A 20,483-nucleotide genomic window follows, 5' to 3' on the forward strand; every position below is an offset into this window, starting at 1 on the left:
TTCCGGACGGCGAAGCCATGTCCGGACATCGATAGAGAAGGACAGGACAATGCTGAACAAAGATATCCAACTGCCCTACGGCGCCGTCTACTTCCGCAAATCCAATCCGCCCCGTGAAGATTGGGAGCGCGACTACGCCACGGCCGGGCAAGACGGCCTCAACATCTTCCGCCACTGGTTCATGTGGAGCGCAATCGAAACCGCCCCCGGCGTCTACGACTGGGAAGAATATGACCGTCAGATGGACCTTGCGGCGGCACACGGCATCAAGACCGTTATCGCCGAGTTGATTCATGCCGTGCCCGACTGGGCGGTGCGCAAATACGCTCATGCATTGCAGGTCAATGCCGACGGCACCAAACTCGGTTCCTATATGGGTGTGTCGTCGGCGACCGGCGGCTTCTCCAACAATGGTGGCGGCGCCGGCGCCCTGACGCTGAACTGCCCGGAAGTGAGGGAAGCAGCGGGCAGATTCCTGACCGCGCTCGCCACCCGCTACAAGGATCATCCGGCGATCTATGGTTACGACGTCTGGAACGAGTGCAACTATTCCGCGGACGTCGATTACAGCCCCTATGCAAAGGCTGTTTTTCGCAAATGGCTCGAAAAGAAATACGGCAGCCTGAAGGTCCTGGCCAAGGCCTGGTACCGCTACAGCTATGCCGAATGGGATGACATCGAGCCGCCGGCGCACATGGCACCCTATCCTGAATGTATCGACTGGCTGCAGTTCAAACGCGACAACTTCTACGATCAGATGCAATGGCGCATCGACACGATCCGCGCCGTCGACCAGAAGAACACCGTCCTTGCCCACGGCATATCCGGCGCAATTCCCAACATGGCTGCCAACGGCTGCGACGACTGGCTTGCAGCCTCCAAGGTCGAGGTCTACGGCTTTACCTGGATCCAGGCGCGCAAGGGGTCGGAAGCCTGGAAGAACTGGTACGGCGTCGACATCAACCGCGCCGCCGCGCGCGGCAAACCCTTTTGGCACGCCGAGCGCCAGGGCGGCCCGCTCTGGCTGCAGCCGCAGGTGATCGGCCGTGACAAGGAGGATGGCCGCGTCGCCGAGCCCGAGGATATTCGCCTCTGGAGCATGACCTCACTTGCCGGCGGCGCCCGCGGCGTGATCAATCTGCGCTGGCGCCCGCTGCTCGACGGTCCGCTCTTCGGCGCTTTCGGCTCCTACGGCATGGACGGCTCGCGCACGCCGCGCTCCGACATGGCAAGCGCCATGGCGAGATGGGCCAATGACAAGGCGCAGGCTCCCCTCTGGGAGGCAAAGCCCGTGCGCGGAGAGGTCGGCATCCTCGTCGTGCGCGAAACGCAGGAGTTCGATTACCTCCTGAACCACGACCGCACGGAAAAGCCCTATCCCGAAGCGATGTGGGGCGCTTATCGCGCCTTCCTCGAAACCGGTACGCAACCGGATTGGGTGCATATCGACGACCTCGCGGACTATGATTTCCTCTATTTCCCTTATCCGATCATGTTCACATCAGAGCAGGCGAAACGCCTGAAAGCTTGGGTCGAAAACGGCGGCACGCTGATTGCCGAGGCATGCCCCGGCTATTTCGGCGATCGCGGCCATGTCGGCACCGTGCAGCCGAACATGGGCCTCGATGAGGTCTTCGGCGCACGCGAGGAGGAAGTCGAATTCATGCCCGATATCGGCGACCGCACCCATTTCGATCTCGACGGCGCGGCGGTCGACGGTGGCGGCTTCCTACAGTCTTATCGGCTGACCGGAGGAACGGGACGTGGCCACTTCACCGACGGTCGTCTTGCCGTCGTGGAAAATGCCTATGGCAAGGGTCGCACGCTGCTGATCGGCACCAATCCTTCCGTTGCCTATTACCGCACACAGGGGAAGGCGAACGGCGCTTTCTTCGCCGAGCTATTGAGATGGAGTGGGAAGAAGCGCCACGTGACGCTGTCGAATGCCGCACTCTTCGCCCGTATCCACGAGGGTGAAAAAGGTAGCTTCCTCTGGCTCGTCAATCCGACGAGAATCACGCAGAAGACCGAGTTGACGCTCGCCCGAGGTGCCCTTCCGCGAGGCCGGGCCGTCTGGCCCGTCGGTCATATCGGCAATGGTGGCATCGAGGTGCCGGCACGCGATGTGCTGATCCTTCCGCTCGATGGTTAGAACCGGACCATTTTAGGCACGCTCGGCCTACAAACCTGAATCCTGTTCTAAATTAATAGTCAGAGCATGATGTCGTCGGAAACCGCTTACCGTTTTCGGCATCATTCTCTGAGATTTCAGGATGCGGATGAACTGGCTCCCTCGGCAAAGGCTTCAAGCTCGGGGTCCAAGTCGACCTCGACGATATTGTTGAAGACGGCGGTGGCCAGCATGATGCCGGCAAAGGCGACGAGATCGACGAGCACCTTGGTCTCGTAGCTTAGTTTCAGCTTCGCCCAAAGTTCGGTCGGAACGGCATTAGAATCGGCGACAATCGCCTTGCCGAAATCGTCGAGGAGTGCCTCTTCGTCGGAAAACTCCAGCGCGTCGGGGTTGAAGCCCTTGTTGATCAGTGCCCTGCGGAAGAAGGTGACGGCAATCCTCGATCTGGCTGCCTTCGAGATCGCATGCGAGAAAATCCAGATCGCCCGGTCGCTGATCGCAGGATCGAGTTCGGCGCGCAGCGTGAACCACTCGGCATAGATGCGATGAGCCGCCGGCGAATGCAGCAGTGTCCGCTTCATGTTGGTCATGCGCCCGCGCAGCCTGACTTCCTCGTCATGCGCCGCACGAACCTCTGGTGAAGCGGTGTCGTAGTCGATCTGCGGGAGGTGGCTCATCGGGTCCGTTCTTTCCTTGTGCACAGAAGCTACAGAGTGCAGAAAATATGTGCGGCGGTACCGCGGCAATCCACTTGGCCGCCGCCGGGCTCCCGCCTAGACTGGCGAAATCGAAAGTGGAGGCAAGGCGTGAGCGACGACCCCGAGCATCATCATGTCAATTGGCGGGAACATGGCGTCAAGGTCATTCCCGGCAATTCGCTCGATCCTCATACCGCGCAGACCCCGGGCATGAGCCGCGCGACCGCGATCAACAATGCACGCGCCGGCGCCGAGAAGATCTGGGCTGGCACGGTGACAATCCATGCCAATGCCAAGACAGGCGCCCATCATCATGGCGATCTCGAAAGCATCATCTACGTGGTCAAGGGCAAGGCACGCATGCGCTGGGGCGAGCATCTGGAATATACCGCCGAGGCCGGGCCCGGCGATTTCATCTATGTCCCGCCCTATGTGCCGCATCAGGAAATCAATGCCAGCCGTGAGGAGACACTGGAGTGCGTACTCGTCCGCTCAGGCCAGGAGCCCGTCGTCGTCAATCTCGATATCGAGCCGGTCGAAAAGCCGGAGGACGTTCCCTGGATCGACCCTATCCATCGCTGAAACCGACGTCCGTCAGGCGTGGACCGCACCGGCATCGCTTATGACAGGGGTTTCGATGATTCGGCCGGTATCGGCGGCATAAAGGTGGATCGCGTTGTGGTCGATCGCGATGCCAATCGGCTCGCCCGATTTCACCGTCACCGCCTCGGTCAGCGCCACGGCAAAGGGCAGCCCGTCGAAATCGGCATGAACGACGCGGCTGGCGCCGAGTTCTTCGATGAAATCGGCTGTCGCGACCAATGCGCCGGGCGCATCCGGAGCCACCAGCCGGGCGGCTTCGGCGCGCATGCCGAGCACGACGCGTTTGCCCTTCAGCGGTGCGGCGCGCTCGCGAGGCAGCGCGATCTTGCGACTCTGGTCGTAGATGAAAACGCACTCGTCGTTGATCGTGCCTTCGAGCAGGTTCATCGCCGGTGTGCCGACGAAGCCGGCGACGAAACGCGAGACCGGATGATGATAGACCTCTTCCGGTGTGCCGACCTGCTCGACCCTGCCGCCGTTCATCACCACCAGCCGGTCGGCGAGCGTCATCGCCTCGGTCTGGTCGTGCGTAACGAAGATCGAGGTGGCGCCGAGACGGCGGTGCAGGCGGCGGATTTCGGCGCGCATGGCGATGCGCAGCTTGGCATCGAGATTCGACAGCGGCTCGTCGAACAGGAACACCTTCGGTTCGCGGATCATCGCGCGGCCCATGGCGACGCGCTGGCGCTGGCCGCCGGAAAGGGCGGCCGGCCGGCGATCGAGGAAGGGGTCGAGGCTCAGCGCCTTGGCGACCTCTGCGATCCGGCGGCTGCGCTCGGCCTTCGCCACACCCGCGACCTTCAAGGCGTAACCGATATTCTCGGCGACCGTCATGTGCGGATAGAGCGCGTAGTTCTGGAACACCATGGCGCAGCCGCGCTCGCGCGGCTCCATCTGGTTGACGACGCGCCCGTCGATGGAGATTTCGCCGCCGCTGATTTCCTCGAGGCCAGCGATCATGCGCAGAAGCGTGGACTTGCCGCAGCCGGACGGGCCGAGAATGACGATGAATTCGCCGGACTGGATCTCCAGGTCGACGCCGTGAACGACGGCATGCTTGCCGTAGCTCTTCTTCACATCACGGATTGAGATCGGTGCCACAGGACTGCTCCTTCACTTCTCGGTGGAGATAAGGCCGCGCACGAACCAACGCTGCATCAGGATGACGAGCAGCAGCGGCGGCGACATGATGATAAGTGTCCCGGCCATGGCGACGTTCCAATCGGGCAGGCCGAATTCGGACGGGATGAGGGTCTTCAACTGCGTCACTGCAATACCGAAATTCGGATCGGTGGTGACGAGCAGCGGCCAGAGATACTGGTTCCAGGCCCAAACGAACATGATGGTGAAGAGCGCGATCATGTTCGATCGCGACAGCGGCAGCAATATGTCGATAAAAAAGCGGACGGCGCCGGCGCCATCCATCTTCGTTGCCTCGGCAAGCTCGTCCGGAACGGTCAAATAGAACTGGCGGTAAAGGAAGGTGCCGGTCGCTGTAGCGACGAGCGGCGCCACGAGGCCGGTATAGGAATTCAGCAGCCCCCATTCGAGCTTGATCTGGATGCCGGACACCCAGGCGACGAGCGCGGTAATTCCGGTGACATCGAGGATCGTCTGGAAGGGCTGCAATGCGTTGGCCGCAATCGAATAGGTCGGCACGATGCGAACTTCCAGGGGCAGCATCAGCGTGATGAAGATGATCCAGAAAATCACATGCCGGCCGCGGAAACGGAAGTAGACGATCGAAAAGGCGGCCATGGCGGAAAGGATGACCTTGCCGGCGCCGACCGCTGTGGCGAAGATGATGCTGTGGATCAGCTTGTTGCCGAGGTCGGCGCGGATCCAGGCGGCCTGCGCGTTTTCCCAGAAATGCGAACCCGGGGTCAGCGGCAGCGGCACGCGGTTGACCGTCTCCAGATCAAGCGTCGATGCGATGATGACGATGACGAAAGGCAGAAGCGCGATCACCATGCCGAGCGCCAGAACCGTGTAGCAGATGAAGTTGAATATCGGCGTGCGTTCGATCATGTCCGCGACCTCACTTGTAGTGCACGCGCCGCTCGATGAAGCGGAACTGGAAGATGGTGAGAAGAACGACGAGCACCATCAGGATGATCGACTGGGCGGCCGCACCCGAATAATCGAGCCCCCTGAAACCGTCGAAATAGATTTTGTAGACCATAAGCTCGGTCGCGCGCGCCGGTCCGCCCTGGGTCATGACGTCGACGATACCGAAGGAATCCTGGAAGCTTTCGGTGATGTTGATAACGAGCAGGAAAAACAATGTCGGCGTCAGCAGCGGCAATTGCAGGTCCCACATCCGGCGCAGCGGCCCGGAGCCGTCCATCGCCGCGGCCTCGATCAGCGAGCGCGGAATGCCCTGAAGGGCCGAAAGGAAAAAGATGAAATTGTAGCCGATATATTTCCATGAGAAGGCGATGATAACCGCGATCATCGCGTCCTTGCCGTCGAGTGCCGGGTTCCAGAGACCGGGCCAGACATGATTGATGACGGATAGAAGACCGGCCTCCGGCGCCAGAATGAAGCGGAAGGCGAGACCGAGAGCCGGAGCGGCTATCGCGTACGGCCAGATGAAGACCGACCGGTAGATTTTGTGGCCGCGCAGTTCACGGTCCGTCAAAAGCGCCAGAATGAGCGCCATCCCCATGGCGATCGCCGTCGAGCTGAAGCCGAAGATCATGCTGCGGGTGATCGATTCCCAATAGATGGGATCGCTGAGCAATTGCTTGAAATTGTCGAGACCGACCCAGGCGTTGCCGCCACCCCATGGCTGCTCGAGCGTGAATGCCCAATAGAGCGCTTGCGCGCTCGGCCAATAGAAGAAGACGAAGATCAGCAGCAGCATCGGAAATGCAAAGAGCAGTCCGATCGTCGTCGAGGAGAAAGTGACGCGCTTTTCCATGGGTGGTCGTTTTCGCCGTGGTTTGACTTCAGGCGCGGGCGGCAGCGCGCATCCGCAACTGGTTGGACGAGTTTACAAAGACGCACCCGGCACGCGCAAGGCGGGCCGGGTGCGGTTCATGTCAGACGATCAGGGGAGCTGAACGTTCTTGTAGGTCTGCTGGAAGCGGCGCAGGAGCTGGTTGCCGCGTTCGGCAGCAGAGTCGAGCGAGGCCTGGACGTCGGCATTGTTGACGAAGATGGCCTGCAGGCCGTTGGCGATCTCAGTGCGGACCTGCAGCAGGCCGCCGAGACGGATGCCCTTGGCGGCTGAGTCGCCAGCGGGGGAAGCGGTCAGGCTCTGAATGGCGAGTTCACGTCCGGCGTAGGGCGGCTTGTCGTAGAAGCCCTGCTTCTTCAGATATTCGAAGCCGGAGTTGCGGACCGGGATATAGCCGGTGACCGTCGACCAGGTCAGGGCCTCTTCCGGCTTGGCGATGAAGTTGAAGAAGGCAGCGGCAGCCTTGTACTCGGCGTCCGAATGGCCCTTCAGAACCCAGAGCGAAGCGCCGCCGACATAGGAGCTGTGGCGGGTTGCGTCACCATAGGTCGGGAGCATGGCAACGCCCCAGTTCATGCCCTGCTTGGCGGTGCGGCCGATATTGCCGTGGTCGCCGACCGAAGTCAGGATGACCTGGCAGTCGCCTGCAGCGAAGGCTTCGACGAAGGTCTGGCCGACGGCCTTGTTCTTGATGACGGCAAGCTTGTTGTCGTACCAGGACTTGAGGTCCTTGATGTAGCTGACGAGAAGCGGGTTCTTGTTGAAGACAAGCTCGGCGTCGAGGCCTTCGAACCCGTTCTTCTTCGTGGCGATCGGCTCGCCGTTGACGGCTTCGAACTGTTCGACGTACTGCCAGACTTCGTTGTTGGAGATGTCGAAGGCGAGCGGGCATGCATAGCCGGCGTCCTTCAGAGCCTTGAAGTCCTCACCGGCTTCCTTCCAGGTCGCCGGAGCATGATCCTTGCCGATCTTGGCGAAGGCGTCCTTGTTCCAGTAGAGCAGAGCGGTCGATGAATTGAAGGGGAAGGAATACATCTCGCCCTTCGACGTGGCGTAGTATCCGGCGATACCCGAGAAGTAATCGTTCCAGTCGACTTTGTAGCCCATGTCGGTCATCAGCTGGTTGGCCGGATAGAAGGCGCCGGAGAGCATGATGTCGAGGGTTCCGGCGTCGGAGACCTGAGCGATCGTCGGCTGCTTGCCGGCGCGGAAGGCGGCAATGGTGTTCTGCAGGGAAGCATCGTAGCTGCCCTGGCTGGTGCAGACGACCTCGTAGTCGGCCTGCGACTGGTTGAAGCGATCGCACTGTTCCTGGACACGCTTTGCGATGTCACCGGAATTGCCGAACCAGAAGTCAATCTTGGTCTTATCGGCGGCGGCAGCGGGACCAGCAAGAATCGCTGTAGCGAGAAGGGCGCCAACGGCGCCGAGAAGCTTGGCTTGCATGAGAACCTCGAACGTAAAAGAGAAGCGCACTTTCAGCGCACGCCCTATTAGCTGGTCCAAATTGCCGCGGCCAATGAATATTCCATGACATGAAACAACCGAAATCGCGCTGTCACGAAACCTTCATGCGGATGTTATTTGCCACGGCTGAAGGCTATATTGACAGAAGCCTCGCCAACCACCCCAGCGCACTGCCGAATAGTTATACCTATACCAGAATGCCTATAAATTTCAATGATTTTCAATATTTGACTATACTTCGATAGCGCCTTGGTATTCGCAGGCAGTGGTCGCTTGAAACTTACAAGGAGGGCCATTTTTCTGCCGTTGCACTGCTGTGCAACGCCCGGTTTCAGCGTCGAAATCAGCGGGAATCCTTCAAAATTGCAGCAAAATGCGGATCGAATGCCCGGCTGATCGGTCCGGCGGCGGCCCCGAGCGCCACCGACCAGGGATCGGCCATGCCGGGCTGCAGGCGCGGCAGGGTGCGGCCGCGCCTTTCGGCGATCGAAGGGAGCAGCGGGCCGATCGCTGCAATCAGCCTGTTCACCAGGCCTTCCGGCGCGCTGCCACAGAGGATCACCGTCTGCGGATCGAAGATCGTTTCGATCAGATGGATGCTCCAGCGCAGGTCCGCCGCCGCCGCCTCGATCCAGGCCTCGATGCTCGGATCGCCCCTCGAGGCGAGATCGTCGATGCGCGCGTGCAGATCGGAATCGGCGGGGTCGATCGACAGGTGCTGGTAAAGCGAAGCGAGCGACGCGCGGTGTTCGAGCGGCGTCGATTTGCCGTCGGCAAACAAGAGCGCCATGCCGATCTCGCCCGCATTGCCGTTGGCGCCACGATAGAGTTCGCCGTTCAGAATGAGGCCGGCGCCGATGCCGTAGCCAACGAACAGGCAGACGGCATGATCGAGGCCATGCGCCGCCCCCACCATACGCTCCGCAGTCGCGGCCGCCGCCGCATCGTTCTGCAGACCGACATCGAGCCCGCTACCGGCGGTCAGCGTGTCCAGCAGCGGAAACTTCTGCCAGGCCTCCATCATCCACGGATCGTCGCCACTGCCGGCCACGCCGAAGGGACCGGGCATGGCGGCGCCGAGACCGACCAGCCGCTTTTCCGACTGCTGAACGATCCCGGCGAGCTTTGAACGCACGCCGGCGACGAGATCGAGAATGACCTTCGCTCCTGTCGACGGGCCTCCCGGCGGCAAACCGGCTTCGGCGCGCACGAGAACGCTGCCGACGAGATCGACGGCGACCGCCCTGGTCACATGCCGGTCGATCTGCAGGCCGATCGCAAAGGCGCCCTCGGGAACGAGCCGATACGGCGTCGAAGGCTGGCCCCTGCCCTTTCGCACCGCGTCCTGCGAACTGACGAGACCGTCGCGCTCGAGTTCCTCGATGATATTGGACACCGTCTGCTTGGTCAGCCGTGTGGCCCGCGCCAGATCGGCGCGAGATAGCGCGCCATTGATCCTCAAGGCATCGATCATCACGCGCCGGTTATGCGCGCTGGTGCCTTCGTGATTGGTGCCGCTCTTGGCCCGGATAGGGCGACTGTCATTCATGTGCAATTGCCTCTTGACTCCAATAGAATGTTGAAGAAGTAATAAGTCAAGACAATTGACTTAATAAGGGGCCACAGAGTTCCGGGGAACGCAGGAAGCCGCACAGGCTTCCAAGACGCTCCGAGATGATCACCGGCACGTTCTCGTTTCACGCGTGCCTTCTCGAAAAACCGATGGCGGAAAATCCGCCCTCGGCCATGCGTAAATGTCAAAAACTGGAGGCTGCAATGCTGAAATCCTTGAACAAGACGCTTTTGGGTGCGGCCTTGATCGGCGCATCCCTTGCCCCGCACGCTTTCGCCGAAACGACGCTGAACGCGCTGTTCATGGCGCAGGCCGCCTACAGCGAGGCCGATGTGCGCGCCATGACCGACGCCTTCGCCAAGGCGAATCCTGACATCAAGGTCAATCTCGAATTCGTTCCCTATGAGGGCCTGCACGACAAGACGGTGCTGGCGCAGGGTTCCGGCGGCGGTTACGACGTCGTCCTCTTCGACGTCATCTGGCCGGCCGAATACGCCACCAACAAGGTGCTGGTCGACGTCTCCTCCCGCATTACCGAGGAGATGAAGAAGGGCGTGCTGCCGGGTGCATGGACCACCGTGCAATATGACGGCAAATATTACGGCATGCCGTGGATCCTCGACACCAAATACCTGTTCTACAACAAGGAAATCCTTGAAAAGGCCGGCATCAAGGCGCCGCCGAAAACCTGGGACGAACTGACCGAGCAGGCAAAAGCGATCAAGGACAAGGGTCTGCTCGCAACCCCGATCGCCTGGAGTTGGTCGCAGGCCGAAGCGGCGATCTGCGATTACACCACCCTTGTCAGCGCCTACGGCGGCGATTTCCTGAAGGACGGCAAACCTGCCTTCCAGAGCGGTGGCGGCCTTGACGCCCTGAAATATATGGTGGCCAGCTATTCGTCAGGCCTGACCAATCCCAACTCCAAGGAGTTCCTGGAAGAGGACGTCCGAAAGGTCTTCGAAAACGGCGATGCCGCCTTCGCGCTCAACTGGACTTACATGTACAACATGGCCAATGACCCGAAGGACAGCAAGGTCGCGGGCAAGGTCGGCGTCGTGCCGGCGCCGGGTGTCGCAGGCAAGAGCGAGGCTTCGGCCGTCAACGGCTCGATGGGCCTCGGCATCACCTCCGCCAGCCAGCATCCCGACGAGGCCTGGAAATACATCACCTTCATGACCTCGCAGGCGACACAGAACGCTTACGCCAAGCTCAGCCTGCCGATCTGGGCCTCCTCCTACACGGACCCGGCCGTTACCAAGGGCCAGGAAGAGCTGATCTCCGCCGCCAAGGTCGGCCTTGCCGCCATGTATCCGCGCCCGACGACGCCGAAATATCAGGAACTTTCGACCGCGCTGCAGCAGGCGATCCAGGAATCGCTGCTCGGCCAGTCGACGCCTGAGGATGCGCTGAAGTCGGCAGCCGAAAACAGCGGCCTCTGAACCCGGCATGAACCCCGGGCGGCGCCTGTCGTCGCCCGGCTCGATTCCAATAACCTATAGATGAAAAAAAGGGTCGCCTGGATGTCGGGCACATGGCTGACAACGCGCGCGTGGCTGTTGATGCTGCCGCTTCTCGTGGTCATGATCTCGGTCATCGGCTGGCCGCTGGTCGATACCGTCGGCCTCTCCTTCACCGATGCCAAGCTTGTCGGAACCGCGGGCAATTTCGTCGGCATCGATAATTACGTCAAGATGCTCTCCGGCTCGAATTTCCAGCGCACACTGATCACCACCGCGTGGTTTGCGATCGTCTCGGTCGCGGCCGAAATGGTGATCGGCGTGCTTGCCGCCCTCCTGCTGAACCAGCAGTTCCGGGGCCGCACCGCGCTACGCGCCCTGATGATCCTGCCCTGGGCGCTGCCGACCGTGGTCAACGCCACCCTCTGGCGGCTGATCTATAATCCGGAATACGGCGCGCTCAATGCCGCGCTGACGCAGCTCGGCCTGCTCGATGCCTATCGCTCCTGGCTCGGCGAGCCGGCCACGGCGCTGGCTGCCCTGATCGTCGCCGACTGCTGGAAGAACTTCCCGCTGGTGGCACTGATCGCGCTCGCCGCGCTCCAGGCCGTGCCGCGCGACATCACCGCCGCCTCGCTGGTCGACGGCGCCGGCCCCTTCGCCCGCTTCCGCTTCGTCATCCTGCCCTATCTCGCCGGCCCGCTGATGGTGGCGCTGGTGCTGCGCACGATCGAAGCCTTCAAGGTGTTCGACATCATCTGGGTCATGACCCGCGGCGGCCCGGCCAACAGCACCCGCACGCTGTCGATCCTCGTCTATCAGGAAGCCTTCTCCTTCCAGCGGGCGGGCTCGGGCGCGTCGCTGGCCTTGATCGTCACGCTGCTGGTGACCCTGCTTGCCGCCGGCTATGCCGCCCTCGTTCGCAAGACCGCCGGGAGTGCCGCCTGATGGAACGGCAAAGCCCGCTCTTTTCCTTTTTCATTCACCTTTGTGCGCTGCTGCTTGCCGCCGTCATCCTGGCGCCGATCCTCTGGCTCTTCATCATGAGCATCTCACCAGCCGCAGATCTTGCGGCAAAGCCGCTGCGCTGGTGGCCGCAGGCGGCGGATTTCTCGCGGTACCAGCTCCTGCTGTCGACGCTGGAAAACAGCGTCGGCGCCGCCTTCACCTCATCGCTGCGCAACAGCATCGAGGTGGCCGGCATGGCGACGATCGCCGCCATCGCGCTTGCCATTCCGGCCGGCTGGGCGGTGTCGCGCACACCTTCGGTAGGATGGTCGCTGTCGATGGTGATCGCCACTTATATGTTGCCGCCGGTGGCGCTCGCCGTGCCGCTCTATATGGGCCTCTCCCATCTCGGCATGCTCAACAACGTCTTCGGCCTCGCCCTTGTCTATCTCACCATCCTGGCGCCCTTCACCACCTGGCTGATGAAATCGGGCTTCGATTCCATACCGCGAGAGATCGAATCCGCAGCAATGATCGATGGCGCCGGCCTGTTCCAGACGCTGAGGATCATCACGCTGCCGCTCGCAGCCCCCGTGGTCGCGACCTCGAGCCTCTTTGCATTCCTGCTTGCCTGGGATGAATTCTTCTATGCGCTGCTCTTCACCTCGGACCAGCGCGCCAAGACGCTGACCGTCGCCATTGCCGATCTCGCCGGCGGCCGCGTTTCCGATTACGGACTGATCGCCACGGCAGGCGTGCTCGCCGCCCTGCCCCCGGTGCTGATCGGCCTCGTCATGCAACGGGCCCTGATTTCAGGGCTCACCAGCGGCGGCGTCAAGGGATGAAGATGACAACAGAAAGAAACCGGCCGGCCGGACTTGGGGCGATAGACCGCGAGATGGTGCGCCAGCACGCCGATGCAATCGCCTCTTATGAAGCCGCCGCACCGATGGCGGCAAGAGCCGCCGCCTCGCTGAAGAAGACCGGCCGGCTCCTTCTGCTCGGCATGGGCGGCTCGCATGCCGTCAACCGCGCCGTCGAGCCGCTCTACCGTGCGCTCGGCATCGATGCCGTCGCCTTGCCGCTGTCCGAGCAGCTCGGTCAGCCGCTGCCGATCGCCGGCAGGACGATCTTCGTCACCTCGCAATCGGGCGAAAGCGCCGAAGTCGTGCGCTGGTTCAACGAAACCGGCGGCACGGAGGAAAGCTTCGGCCTGACTCTCGAGGGCAGTTCCTTCCTCGCCAGAACCGCCCCGTCGCTGGTCGGCAGCGGCGGCACCGAGCTTGCTTTTGCCGCAACCCGCAGCCTGACCGTGACCTTCGCCCTGCATCTCGCGATCTTGGCCGCTCTCGGTGAAGATCCCGCGGCCGCACTTGCCGTCCTCAAGACACCCGAAGACCGTGACATCGCGGCCGCGCTCGCTGCCCTGGAAAAGGTCGCGACCGTCGTGACCTCGGGCCGCCGACTGCAAGGTGTCGCCGAGGCACTGGCCCTCGGACTGACGGAGCTGTCGCGCCGCCCCTGCTTTTCGCTCGAAGGCGGACAGTTACGCCATGGACCAATGGAAATGCTGGGACCGGAGATCGGCGTCGTGTTGTTCCGCGGTCTCGACGAGACCGCCGCTCTCGTCACCGCAATGGCGGTTTCGGCCGTCGAGACCGGCGCGCCCGTCATCCTGTTCGACGCATCGAGTGAAGCGCCGGTTGCCGGCGCCGTGACGATCCGCTTTGCCCCGGCGAGCGGCCTTGCCGCGATCTTCGCTATGCTGCCGGTTGCCCAGCGGCTGATGATCGCCTTTGCCGAAGCCCGCGTGGAGAATGCCGGAACCCCGGTCCGTTGCACCAAGATTACCCGGAGTGAATGAATGCGACCGCTCGCAGTCATCGGCAACGTCAATGTCGATCTGGTCCTCGGACCGGCCGCCCCCTGGCCGAAGGCCGGCACGGAAATCATCGTCGATCACGACGAGCTGCGCGTCGGCGGAGCGGCCGGCAACAGCGCACTCGCCTGGCAGGCGCTCGGCATTGAATTCGAGATCGCCGCCAATATCGGCAGCGACCATTTCGGCCGCTGGCTTGCCGAGGCCTTCGGCTGGCGGTCCGAGAAATGGCCCGTGCGCCCTGAGAAGACCACGCTCTCCGTCGGGATCACCCATCCGGACGGCGAACGCACCTTCTTCACGACGACGGGTCACCTGCCACGCTTCAGCCTTTCCGACGTCTTCGCCGTCATCGACGGCGAAAGGCTGCGCGGCGGTTGCGCGCTTCTCTGCGGCGCCTTCCTCACCGACGACCTGACGAGTGAATATGACGCCTTCTTCGACTGGGCCGACAGCCACGACATCACGGTCGCTCTCGACACTGGCTGGCCGCTCGACGGCTGGACTGAAAAAAATTGTGCGGCCACCCGCGCCTGGCTTTCGCGCAGCGGCATTGCCCTGCTGAACGAGGTCGAGACGACGACGCTTGCCGGCGCCGACGATCCGGTCGAGGCCGCCCGTGAGATCAGGTCGCACATGCCGGAAGGCGCGATTGTCGTCGTCAAGCGCGGCCCGGGAGGTGCCGTCGCCATCGGGCCGGACGGCCTGCCGGTGTCGATGGCAGCACCCGTCGTCAAGGTCGTCGATACGATCGGCGCCGGCGATGTCTTCAACGCCGGCTTCCTGGCAGCATGGGCAGATGGCAAACCGCTGGCCTCCTGCCTGGCAGCGGGGACGCAGGTTGCCTCGCGCGCCATTTCCACCCTTCCCCGCAGCTATGGCGAGCCATCGTCTCTTCAGGAACCCGTGTCATGAGCGCGCTCGACATTGAAAACATCCGCAAGACCTATGGCGAGGTCGAGACGCTGAAAGGCATCGACATTTCGCTGGAAAGCGGAGAGTTCCTCGTGCTGCTCGGCTCGTCGGGCTGCGGCAAGTCCACGCTGCTCAACATAATTGCCGGCCTTGCCGAGGCAACAAGCGGCGATGTCAGGATCGGCGGGCGCTCGGTGCTCGGCGTACATCCGAAGGACCGCGACATCGCCATGGTTTTTCAATCCTATGCGCTCTATCCCAATCTGACGGTGCACCGGAACATCGGCTTCGGCCTCGAAATGCGCAAGGTCCCGGCGCCCGCGCGCGACAAGGCCGTGCGCGATGCCGCCAAACTCCTGCAGATCGAAAACCTCCTCGACCGAAAGCCGAGCCAACTCTCCGGCGGCCAGCGCCAGCGAGTGGCGATCGGCCGGGCGTTGGTGCGCAAGCCGGAGGTCTTCCTGTTCGACGAGCCGCTCTCCAATCTCGACGCCAAGCTGCGCATGGAAATGCGCACCGAGATCAAGCGGCTGCATCAGATGTTGAAGACCACGGTGGTCTACGTCACCCATGACCAGATCGAGGCGATGACGCTGGCAAGCCGCATCGCCGTTATGCGCGACGGCCGTATCGAGCAGCTGGGCACGCCTGAGGAAATCTACAACCATCCGGCAACGCTCTATGTCGCCACCTTCGTCGGCGCTCCGCCGATGAACCTGCTGAAGGCGACAGTGCGCGATGGCCGGCTGGCGATTACAGGTTCCGATGCCAGCCTGCCCCTGCCGGCCCGCTTCGCCGAAGCCGCCGTCAATGGCCGCGAACTCGTCCTCGGCATCCGCCCCGAGGCCCTTCGCACGGACGGCGCCGGCCCGTCGCTCAAGGCAACCCTGGAGGTCGCCGAGCTGACCGGCCCAGAACTCGTCGTCACCGCCCTTTCCGGAAATCAGCGGCTGATGGCCTGTTTGCCGCCGCGCACGCCGATCCGGGACAACGAAACGCTCACCCTCTTCTTCGACGAGGAGGCGATGCAACTCTTCGATCCGCAAACCGGTCTCACCTGTCTTCGCGAGGGATAAGGACGATACGTCCTTCGCGGACGCAAGAAGCTGCAGGACGCTATTGCCTACACAAGGAAATAGCACGACACGTCCTGACCTTGCCCCCAAGTTTTATCCAGTTTTGAGTTCGCTCCAGCGGTCGCAGCTTTGCCTTGACCCGAAGCTTGGGAACCTTGTTGCGGAGTTGCAGGTCCATCTCCTTGTAAAGCCGATAGATTCGCTTCGCGTTGATGGGCCAGCCGTCACGCTTGATCAGGACATGCACACGCCAACTGGAGCGCCCCCGTGTCTGGCAGATGTCTTTGATCTTCAGCTTCAGTTCGGCCTGCTCGCCGCGCCTGGACTTGTAGACATAAAGCGACCGGTCAATCTTCAGCACCGAACATGCGCGCCGGATGGAAACCTTCCAGTCTGCCTTGATCGTGATGATAAGCTTGCGCTTGTGGGCAGGCTTCAGAGCTTTTTTGACAGCACGTCCTGACGCATTGCCTTGTCCAGCGACAGGTCGGCAACAATCCGCTTCAGCTTGGCATTTTCCTCTTCGAGCTGACGAAGACGCTTCATCTCCGATGGCATTAGGCCGGTGTACTTTTTGCGCCAATTGTAAAAGGTCGCGTCCAAAATGCCGGCTTTGCGGCACACGTCACCGACCGGTGTTCCGTCCTCTGCCTGCTTTAACGCGAACGCGATCTGAGCTTCCGAAAATTTCGAGGCCTTCATCGAATTCTCCTCTTCTGCCCAACAGGGATCATAAGTGGAAAATTCCAGGTCTGAATGGCCCAATTTAACGGGGGCACATCGCCAGGGAAAGGTGAGCTTTTCGGCCAGCGATAACTGGTGTGGGTGAGATCGGGGAAGTTGGTTGCGGGGGCAGGATTTGAACCTGCGGCCTTCAGGTTATGAGCCTGACGAGCTACCGGGCTGCTCCACCCCGCGTTACCAGGTATTTGCCATCAGGCGAAATACCGACTGCGTAAAGCGCCTTTGGCGATTTACGCTACTGCCCGAGCAAATTGCTTGCAATTTGTCTCGTGTTTCCATGGCAGGTATTCTAACACAAAAGGCCGCTTTGTGGGCGGCCCTTTTTGTCTCGGCTTTGGGCCGTTGGCTGTGAATGAGAAGATTGTTTAGTTAAGTTGCGCTTTGCAGACCTGGCAGCGACCTACTCTCCCGCGTCTTAAGACGAAGTACCATGGGCGCAGGGGCGTTTCACGGCCGTGTTCGGAAAGGGAACGGGTGCAGCCACCCCGCCATAACCACCAGGTCGGCAAAGCGCAACTTGTTGTTTGAGAAGCTGGTGCAGGCCGAAGGCCTGCTTGTTTAAACACGTCTTTCATGACCTTTCGCGTGGCACTTTCGGCCGTAGGCCGCAAGCGCAAGGCGTGTCGCCACTCGTTTGGCGGGCCGTCCGCAGCGCCCCTGGCGCGTCAGGACAAGGTCAGGCATCATCAGCCTTTGGCTGATGAGCATGGTCAATGAGAACGATCAAGCCGATCGAGCTATTAGTACCGGTAAGCTTCATGCGTTGCCGCACTTCCACACCCGGCCTATCAACGTGGTCGTCTTCCACGGCTCTGATAGGGAACACTCGTTTTCAGGTGGGTTTCCCGCTTAGATGCCTTCAGCGGTTATCCCGTCCATATATAGCTACCCTGCTATGCCCTTGGCAGGACAACAGGTCCACCAGAGATATGTCCATCCCGGTCCTCTCGTACTAGGGACAGATCCTGTCAATATTCCTACACCCACGGCAGATAGGGACCGAACTGTCTCACGACGTTCTGAACCCAGCTCACGTACCGCTTTAATTGGCGAACAGCCAAACCCTTGGGACCTGCTCCAGCCCCAGGATGCGATGAGCCGACATCGAGGTGCCAAACAACCCCGTCGATATGGACTCTTGGGGGTCATCAGCCTGTTATCCCCGGCGTACCTTTTATCCGTTGAGCGATGGCCCTTCCACGCGGGACCACCGGATCACTATGACCGACTTTCGTCTCTGCTCGACTTGTCAGTCTCGCAGTCAGGCGGGCTTATGCCATTGCACTCGACGACCGATTTCCGACCGGTCTGAGCCCACCATCGCGCGCCTCCGTTACTCTTTCGGAGGCGACCGCCCCAGTCAAACTACCCACCATACACTGTCCCGGACCCGGATGACGGGCCGCGGTTAGACATCCATGACGATAAGGGTGGTATTTCAAGGATGGCTCCACGGAAACTGGCGTCCCCGCTTCAAAGCCTACCACCTATCCTACACATGCCGACACGAATGCCAGTGTAAAGCTATAGTAAAGGTGCACGGGGTCTTTCCGTCTGACCGCAGGAACCCCGCATCTTCACGGGGAATTCAATTTCACTGAGTCTATGTTGGAGACAGCGGGGAAGTCGTTACGCCATTCGTGCAGGTCGGAACTTACCCGACAAGGAATTTCGCTACCTTAGGACCGTTATAGTTACGGCCGCCGTTTACTGGGGCTTCGATTCAAAGCTTGCACCTCTCCTCTTAACCTTCCAGCACCGGGCAGGCGTCAGACCCTATACGTCGTCTTGCGACTTCGCAGAGCCCTGTGTTTTTGATAAACAGTCGCTACCCCCTGGTCTGTGCCACCCCATCATACTTGCGTAAAATGGGGTCACGCTTCTTCCGAAGTTACGCGTGCAATTTGCCGAGTTCCTTCAACATAGTTCTCTCAAGCGCCTTGGTATACTCTACCTGACCACCTGTGTCGGTTTCGGGTACGGTCTATACGGTGGAGCTATTTCCTGGAACCGCTCCGCTGCCCTGATAATCCAATAAACCAGAACAACTTGTGCAATCCGTCACTACCACCAGGCCCACGAATATTAACGTGGTTCCCATCGACTACGCGTGTCCGCCTCGTCTTAGGGGCCGGCTAACCCTGCTCAGATTAACTTTAAGCAGGAACCCTTGGTCTTTCGGCGAGAGGGTCTCTCACCCTCTTTATCGTTACTCATGTCAACATTCGCACTTCCGATACCTCCAGGAGCCCTCACGGGTCTCCCTTCATCAGCTTACGGAACGCTCCGCTACCACTTGCGATTGCTCGCAAATCCTCAGCTTCGGTGCATGGCTTCAGCCCCGTTACATTTTCGGCGCAAAGACCCTTATTTAGACCAGTGAGCTGTTACGCTTTCTTTAAATGATGGCTGCTTCTAAGCCAACATCCTGGTTGTTTTGGGATCCTCACATCCTTTCCCACTTAGCCATGACTTGGGGACCTTAGCTGGAGGTTAGGGTTGTTGCCCTTTTCACGACGGACGTTAGCACCCGCCGTGTGTCTGCCGAGTAGTACTCCCCGGTATTCGGAGTTTGGTTAGGATCAGTAAGACGGTGAGTCCCCATAGCCCATCCAGTGCTCTACCCCCGGGGGTATTCGCTCGACGCTCTACCTAAATAGATTTCGCGGAGAACCAGCTATTTCCGAGTTTGATTGGCCTTTCACCCCTAGCCACAAGTCATCCCAATCTATTGCAACAGATGCGGGTTCGGTCCTCCAGTTGGTGTTACCCAACCTTCAACCTGCTCATGGCTAGATCACTCGGTTTCGGGTCTAATGCAACAAACTATATCGCCCTGTTCAGACTCGCTTTCGCTGCGCCTACACCTACCGGCTTAAGCTTGCTTGTTACACTAAGTCGTTGACCCATTATACAAAAGGTACGCCGTCAGGGTTGCCCCCTCCGACTGTTTGTAGGCATCCGGTTTCAGGTTCTATTTCACTCCCCTTGTCGGGGTGCTTTTCACCTTTCCCTCACGGTACTTGTTCGCTATCGGTCATGCACGAGTACTTAGGCTTGGAGAGTGGTCTCCCCATGTTCAGACAGGATTTCTCGTGTCCCGCCCTACTCTAGGACAATCGTGATATCTACGCGTACGGGGCTGTCACCCACTGCGGCCGCACTTTCCAGAGCGTTCCACTTTAATCACAATTGCCACTGGCCTGGTCCGCGTTCGCTCGCCACTACTTGCGGAGTCTCGGTTGATGTCCTTTCCTGCAGGTACTTAGATGTTTCAGTTCCCTGCGTTCGCTTCTTACACCCTATGTATTCAGGTGCAGATACCTTATTATCGATACTTGGAACCTCATGCGTCTTCGACATGGGCGAATAGCCAATAGCGAGTAGCGAATAGTTTTTTGAACCCTATTCGCTATTCGCCAAGAACTATTCGCTCATGCACCAACGGCGCATCAGATTCCCAAGTATCTTAAGGTGGGTTGCCCCATTCGGAGATCCATGGATCAAAGCTCATTCGCAGCTCCCCACGGCTTTTCGCAGCGTATCACGTCCTTCATCGCCTGTGCATGCCAAGGCATCCACCAAATGCCCTTACGACACTTAATCGTTCTCATTGCCAATGCTCATCATCTCGTTGCTCATCTCCCGAAGGAAACGGCAACAGACCGGGTTACCTTTTACAACCCAGTCAATCCAACAATGCCATCGACGTGTTCGACAGGTCTGCTTTATTGGAGCTACGCCGAGCAGCCCACTTGCAGCCTGTCTTAAGACCAGCTTCTCGAGATTGGATCCGATACCGCGCGGTCAGGCAACGGTAATCCGATCGTTCATCAGACGCTACCCGAAGGCAGCGAACAACAAACGATCCAGAGTGACAAGCTTCCTACCACCCTCCAGTCCCTCTTTCGTTTCCGGTCGGCTAGACCATCCACGACATCATTGGAACTGGGCTCGGACGCCAGATCAAACCCAAAAGGGCAAAACCCGACACCTGGAAGCCTCCAGATCAATCTTCTCTTCA

At 60.4% G+C, this 20,483-nt stretch carries 14 protein-coding genes, 1 tRNA gene, 2 rRNA genes and 1 pseudogene; 8 read left to right on the forward strand and 10 right to left on the reverse strand.

What is annotated here, in order from left to right:
- Positions 1 to 49 precede the first annotated feature (49 nt).
- A complete protein-coding gene (locus J2J99_RS17630) occupies positions 50 to 2,152 on the forward strand; it encodes a beta-galactosidase (RefSeq protein ID WP_168297267.1) in 2,103 nt (700 codons plus the stop codon).
- A gap of 116 nt (positions 2,153 to 2,268) precedes the next feature.
- Here J2J99_RS17630 and J2J99_RS17635 read toward each other — a convergent pair whose 3' ends face one another.
- Entirely contained in the window at positions 2,269 to 2,811 is a 543-nt protein-coding gene (locus J2J99_RS17635) for a carboxymuconolactone decarboxylase family protein (RefSeq protein WP_168297266.1), read from the reverse strand.
- 129 nt (positions 2,812 to 2,940) lie between these two features.
- On the opposite strand from J2J99_RS17635, the gene J2J99_RS17640 reads away from it, so the two are divergent.
- Positions 2,941 to 3,414, forward strand: a complete 474-nt coding sequence (locus J2J99_RS17640) for a cupin domain-containing protein (RefSeq protein ID WP_168297265.1) — start codon at positions 2,941 to 2,943, stop codon at positions 3,412 to 3,414.
- A 12-nt stretch (positions 3,415 to 3,426) separates the two neighbouring features.
- Here J2J99_RS17640 and J2J99_RS17645 read toward each other — a convergent pair whose 3' ends face one another.
- The 5 genes from J2J99_RS17645 to J2J99_RS17665 form a co-directional block, all read right to left on the reverse strand.
- Positions 3,427 to 4,536 carry a sn-glycerol-3-phosphate import ATP-binding protein UgpC gene (locus J2J99_RS17645; protein WP_168297264.1) on the reverse strand — a complete coding sequence of 370 codons (1,110 nt, stop codon included), beginning with the start codon at positions 4,534 to 4,536 and terminating at the stop codon, positions 3,427 to 3,429.
- Between the two features lie 12 nt (positions 4,537 to 4,548).
- On the reverse strand, positions 4,549 to 5,463 hold the full coding sequence (locus J2J99_RS17650; RefSeq protein WP_168297263.1) for an ABC transporter permease subunit: 915 nt from the start codon (positions 5,461 to 5,463) through the stop codon (positions 4,549 to 4,551).
- 10 nt (positions 5,464 to 5,473) lie between these two features.
- Positions 5,474 to 6,358, reverse strand: coding sequence for a carbohydrate ABC transporter permease (locus J2J99_RS17655; protein WP_168297262.1), 885 nt, complete (start codon positions 6,356 to 6,358; stop codon positions 5,474 to 5,476).
- Positions 6,359 to 6,487: 129 nt separating this feature from the next.
- Positions 6,488 to 7,843, reverse strand: coding sequence for an extracellular solute-binding protein (locus J2J99_RS17660; protein WP_168297261.1), 1,356 nt, complete (start codon positions 7,841 to 7,843; stop codon positions 6,488 to 6,490).
- A 364-nt stretch (positions 7,844 to 8,207) separates the two neighbouring features.
- Positions 8,208 to 9,413: an ROK family transcriptional regulator gene (locus tag J2J99_RS17665; RefSeq protein ID WP_168297260.1), complete on the reverse strand. Its 1,206-nt coding sequence runs from the start codon at positions 9,411 to 9,413 to the stop codon at positions 8,208 to 8,210.
- Positions 9,414 to 9,640: 227 nt separating this feature from the next.
- On the opposite strand from J2J99_RS17665, the gene J2J99_RS17670 reads away from it, so the two are divergent.
- The 6 genes from J2J99_RS17670 to J2J99_RS17695 all read left to right on the forward strand — a co-directional run bounded on the left by J2J99_RS17670 (position 9,641) and on the right by J2J99_RS17695 (position 15,715).
- Entirely contained in the window at positions 9,641 to 10,879 is a 1,239-nt protein-coding gene (locus tag J2J99_RS17670) for an extracellular solute-binding protein (protein WP_168297259.1), read from the forward strand.
- An 81-nt stretch (positions 10,880 to 10,960) separates the two neighbouring features.
- Positions 10,961 to 11,845, forward strand: coding sequence for a carbohydrate ABC transporter permease (locus J2J99_RS17675; protein WP_168297359.1), 885 nt, complete (start codon positions 10,961 to 10,963; stop codon positions 11,843 to 11,845).
- Positions 11,845 to 12,690, forward strand: coding sequence for a carbohydrate ABC transporter permease (locus J2J99_RS17680; RefSeq protein ID WP_168297258.1), 846 nt, complete (start codon positions 11,845 to 11,847; stop codon positions 12,688 to 12,690). Before J2J99_RS17675 ends, J2J99_RS17680 begins: the two co-directional genes overlap by 1 nt.
- Complete coding sequence (locus J2J99_RS17685; RefSeq protein WP_168297257.1) at positions 12,687 to 13,709, forward strand: SIS domain-containing protein; 1,023 nt, start codon at positions 12,687 to 12,689, stop codon at positions 13,707 to 13,709. Before J2J99_RS17680 ends, J2J99_RS17685 begins: the two co-directional genes overlap by 4 nt.
- Positions 13,710 to 14,639: a PfkB family carbohydrate kinase gene (locus tag J2J99_RS17690; RefSeq protein WP_168297256.1), complete on the forward strand. Its 930-nt coding sequence runs from the start codon at positions 13,710 to 13,712 to the stop codon at positions 14,637 to 14,639.
- Positions 14,636 to 15,715, forward strand: coding sequence for an ABC transporter ATP-binding protein (locus J2J99_RS17695; RefSeq protein WP_168297255.1), 1,080 nt, complete (start codon positions 14,636 to 14,638; stop codon positions 15,713 to 15,715). The genes J2J99_RS17690 and J2J99_RS17695 overlap by 4 nt, the downstream gene beginning before the upstream one ends.
- A 121-nt stretch (positions 15,716 to 15,836) precedes the next feature.
- On the opposite strand, the pseudogene J2J99_RS34055 reads toward J2J99_RS17695, so the two are convergent.
- The 4 genes and pseudogenes from J2J99_RS34055 to J2J99_RS17720 all read right to left on the reverse strand — a co-directional run.
- A pseudogene (locus tag J2J99_RS34055) lies at positions 15,837 to 16,417 on the reverse strand (transposase); the annotation flags it as partial.
- 139 nt (positions 16,418 to 16,556) lie between these two features.
- A tRNA-Met gene (locus tag J2J99_RS17710) sits at positions 16,557 to 16,633 on the reverse strand.
- A 213-nt stretch (positions 16,634 to 16,846) separates the two neighbouring features.
- Positions 16,847 to 16,961: ribosomal RNA gene (rrf, locus tag J2J99_RS17715) — 5S ribosomal RNA — on the reverse strand.
- Between the two features lie 217 nt (positions 16,962 to 17,178).
- Positions 17,179 to 20,065, reverse strand: a 23S ribosomal RNA gene (locus tag J2J99_RS17720).
- Positions 20,066 to 20,483: the final 418 nt, after the last annotated feature.

It is taken from the genome of Rhizobium binae, from assembly GCF_017357225.1.
GTDB classification, from domain to species: Bacteria; Pseudomonadota; Alphaproteobacteria; order Rhizobiales; family Rhizobiaceae; genus Rhizobium; species Rhizobium binae.

What these genes read in the sequence shown, in the direction of transcription:
- J2J99_RS17675 (WP_168297359.1), top strand. Translation starts at nt 10,961, where the DNA reads ATGTCGGGCACATGGCTGACAACGCGCGCGTGGCTGTTGATGCTGCCG.
- J2J99_RS17670 (WP_168297259.1), top strand. Translation starts at nt 9,641, where the DNA reads ATGCTGAAATCCTTGAACAAGACGCTTTTGGGTGCGGCCTTGATCGGC.
- J2J99_RS17695 (WP_168297255.1), top strand. Translation starts at nt 14,636, where the DNA reads ATGAGCGCGCTCGACATTGAAAACATCCGCAAGACCTATGGCGAGGTC.
- J2J99_RS17680 (WP_168297258.1), top strand. Translation starts at nt 11,845, where the DNA reads ATGGAACGGCAAAGCCCGCTCTTTTCCTTTTTCATTCACCTTTGTGCG.
- J2J99_RS17650 (WP_168297263.1), bottom strand. Translation starts at nt 5,463, where the DNA reads ATGATCGAACGCACGCCGATATTCAACTTCATCTGCTACACGGTTCTG.
- J2J99_RS17660 (WP_168297261.1), bottom strand. Translation starts at nt 7,843, where the DNA reads ATGCAAGCCAAGCTTCTCGGCGCCGTTGGCGCCCTTCTCGCTACAGCG.
- J2J99_RS17665 (WP_168297260.1), bottom strand. Translation starts at nt 9,413, where the DNA reads ATGAATGACAGTCGCCCTATCCGGGCCAAGAGCGGCACCAATCACGAA.
- J2J99_RS17630 (WP_168297267.1), top strand. Translation starts at nt 50, where the DNA reads ATGCTGAACAAAGATATCCAACTGCCCTACGGCGCCGTCTACTTCCGC.
- J2J99_RS17690 (WP_168297256.1), top strand. Translation starts at nt 13,710, where the DNA reads ATGCGACCGCTCGCAGTCATCGGCAACGTCAATGTCGATCTGGTCCTC.
- J2J99_RS17635 (WP_168297266.1), bottom strand. Translation starts at nt 2,811, where the DNA reads ATGAGCCACCTCCCGCAGATCGACTACGACACCGCTTCACCAGAGGTT.
- J2J99_RS17655 (WP_168297262.1), bottom strand. Translation starts at nt 6,358, where the DNA reads ATGGAAAAGCGCGTCACTTTCTCCTCGACGACGATCGGACTGCTCTTT.
- J2J99_RS17685 (WP_168297257.1), top strand. Translation starts at nt 12,687, where the DNA reads ATGAAGATGACAACAGAAAGAAACCGGCCGGCCGGACTTGGGGCGATA.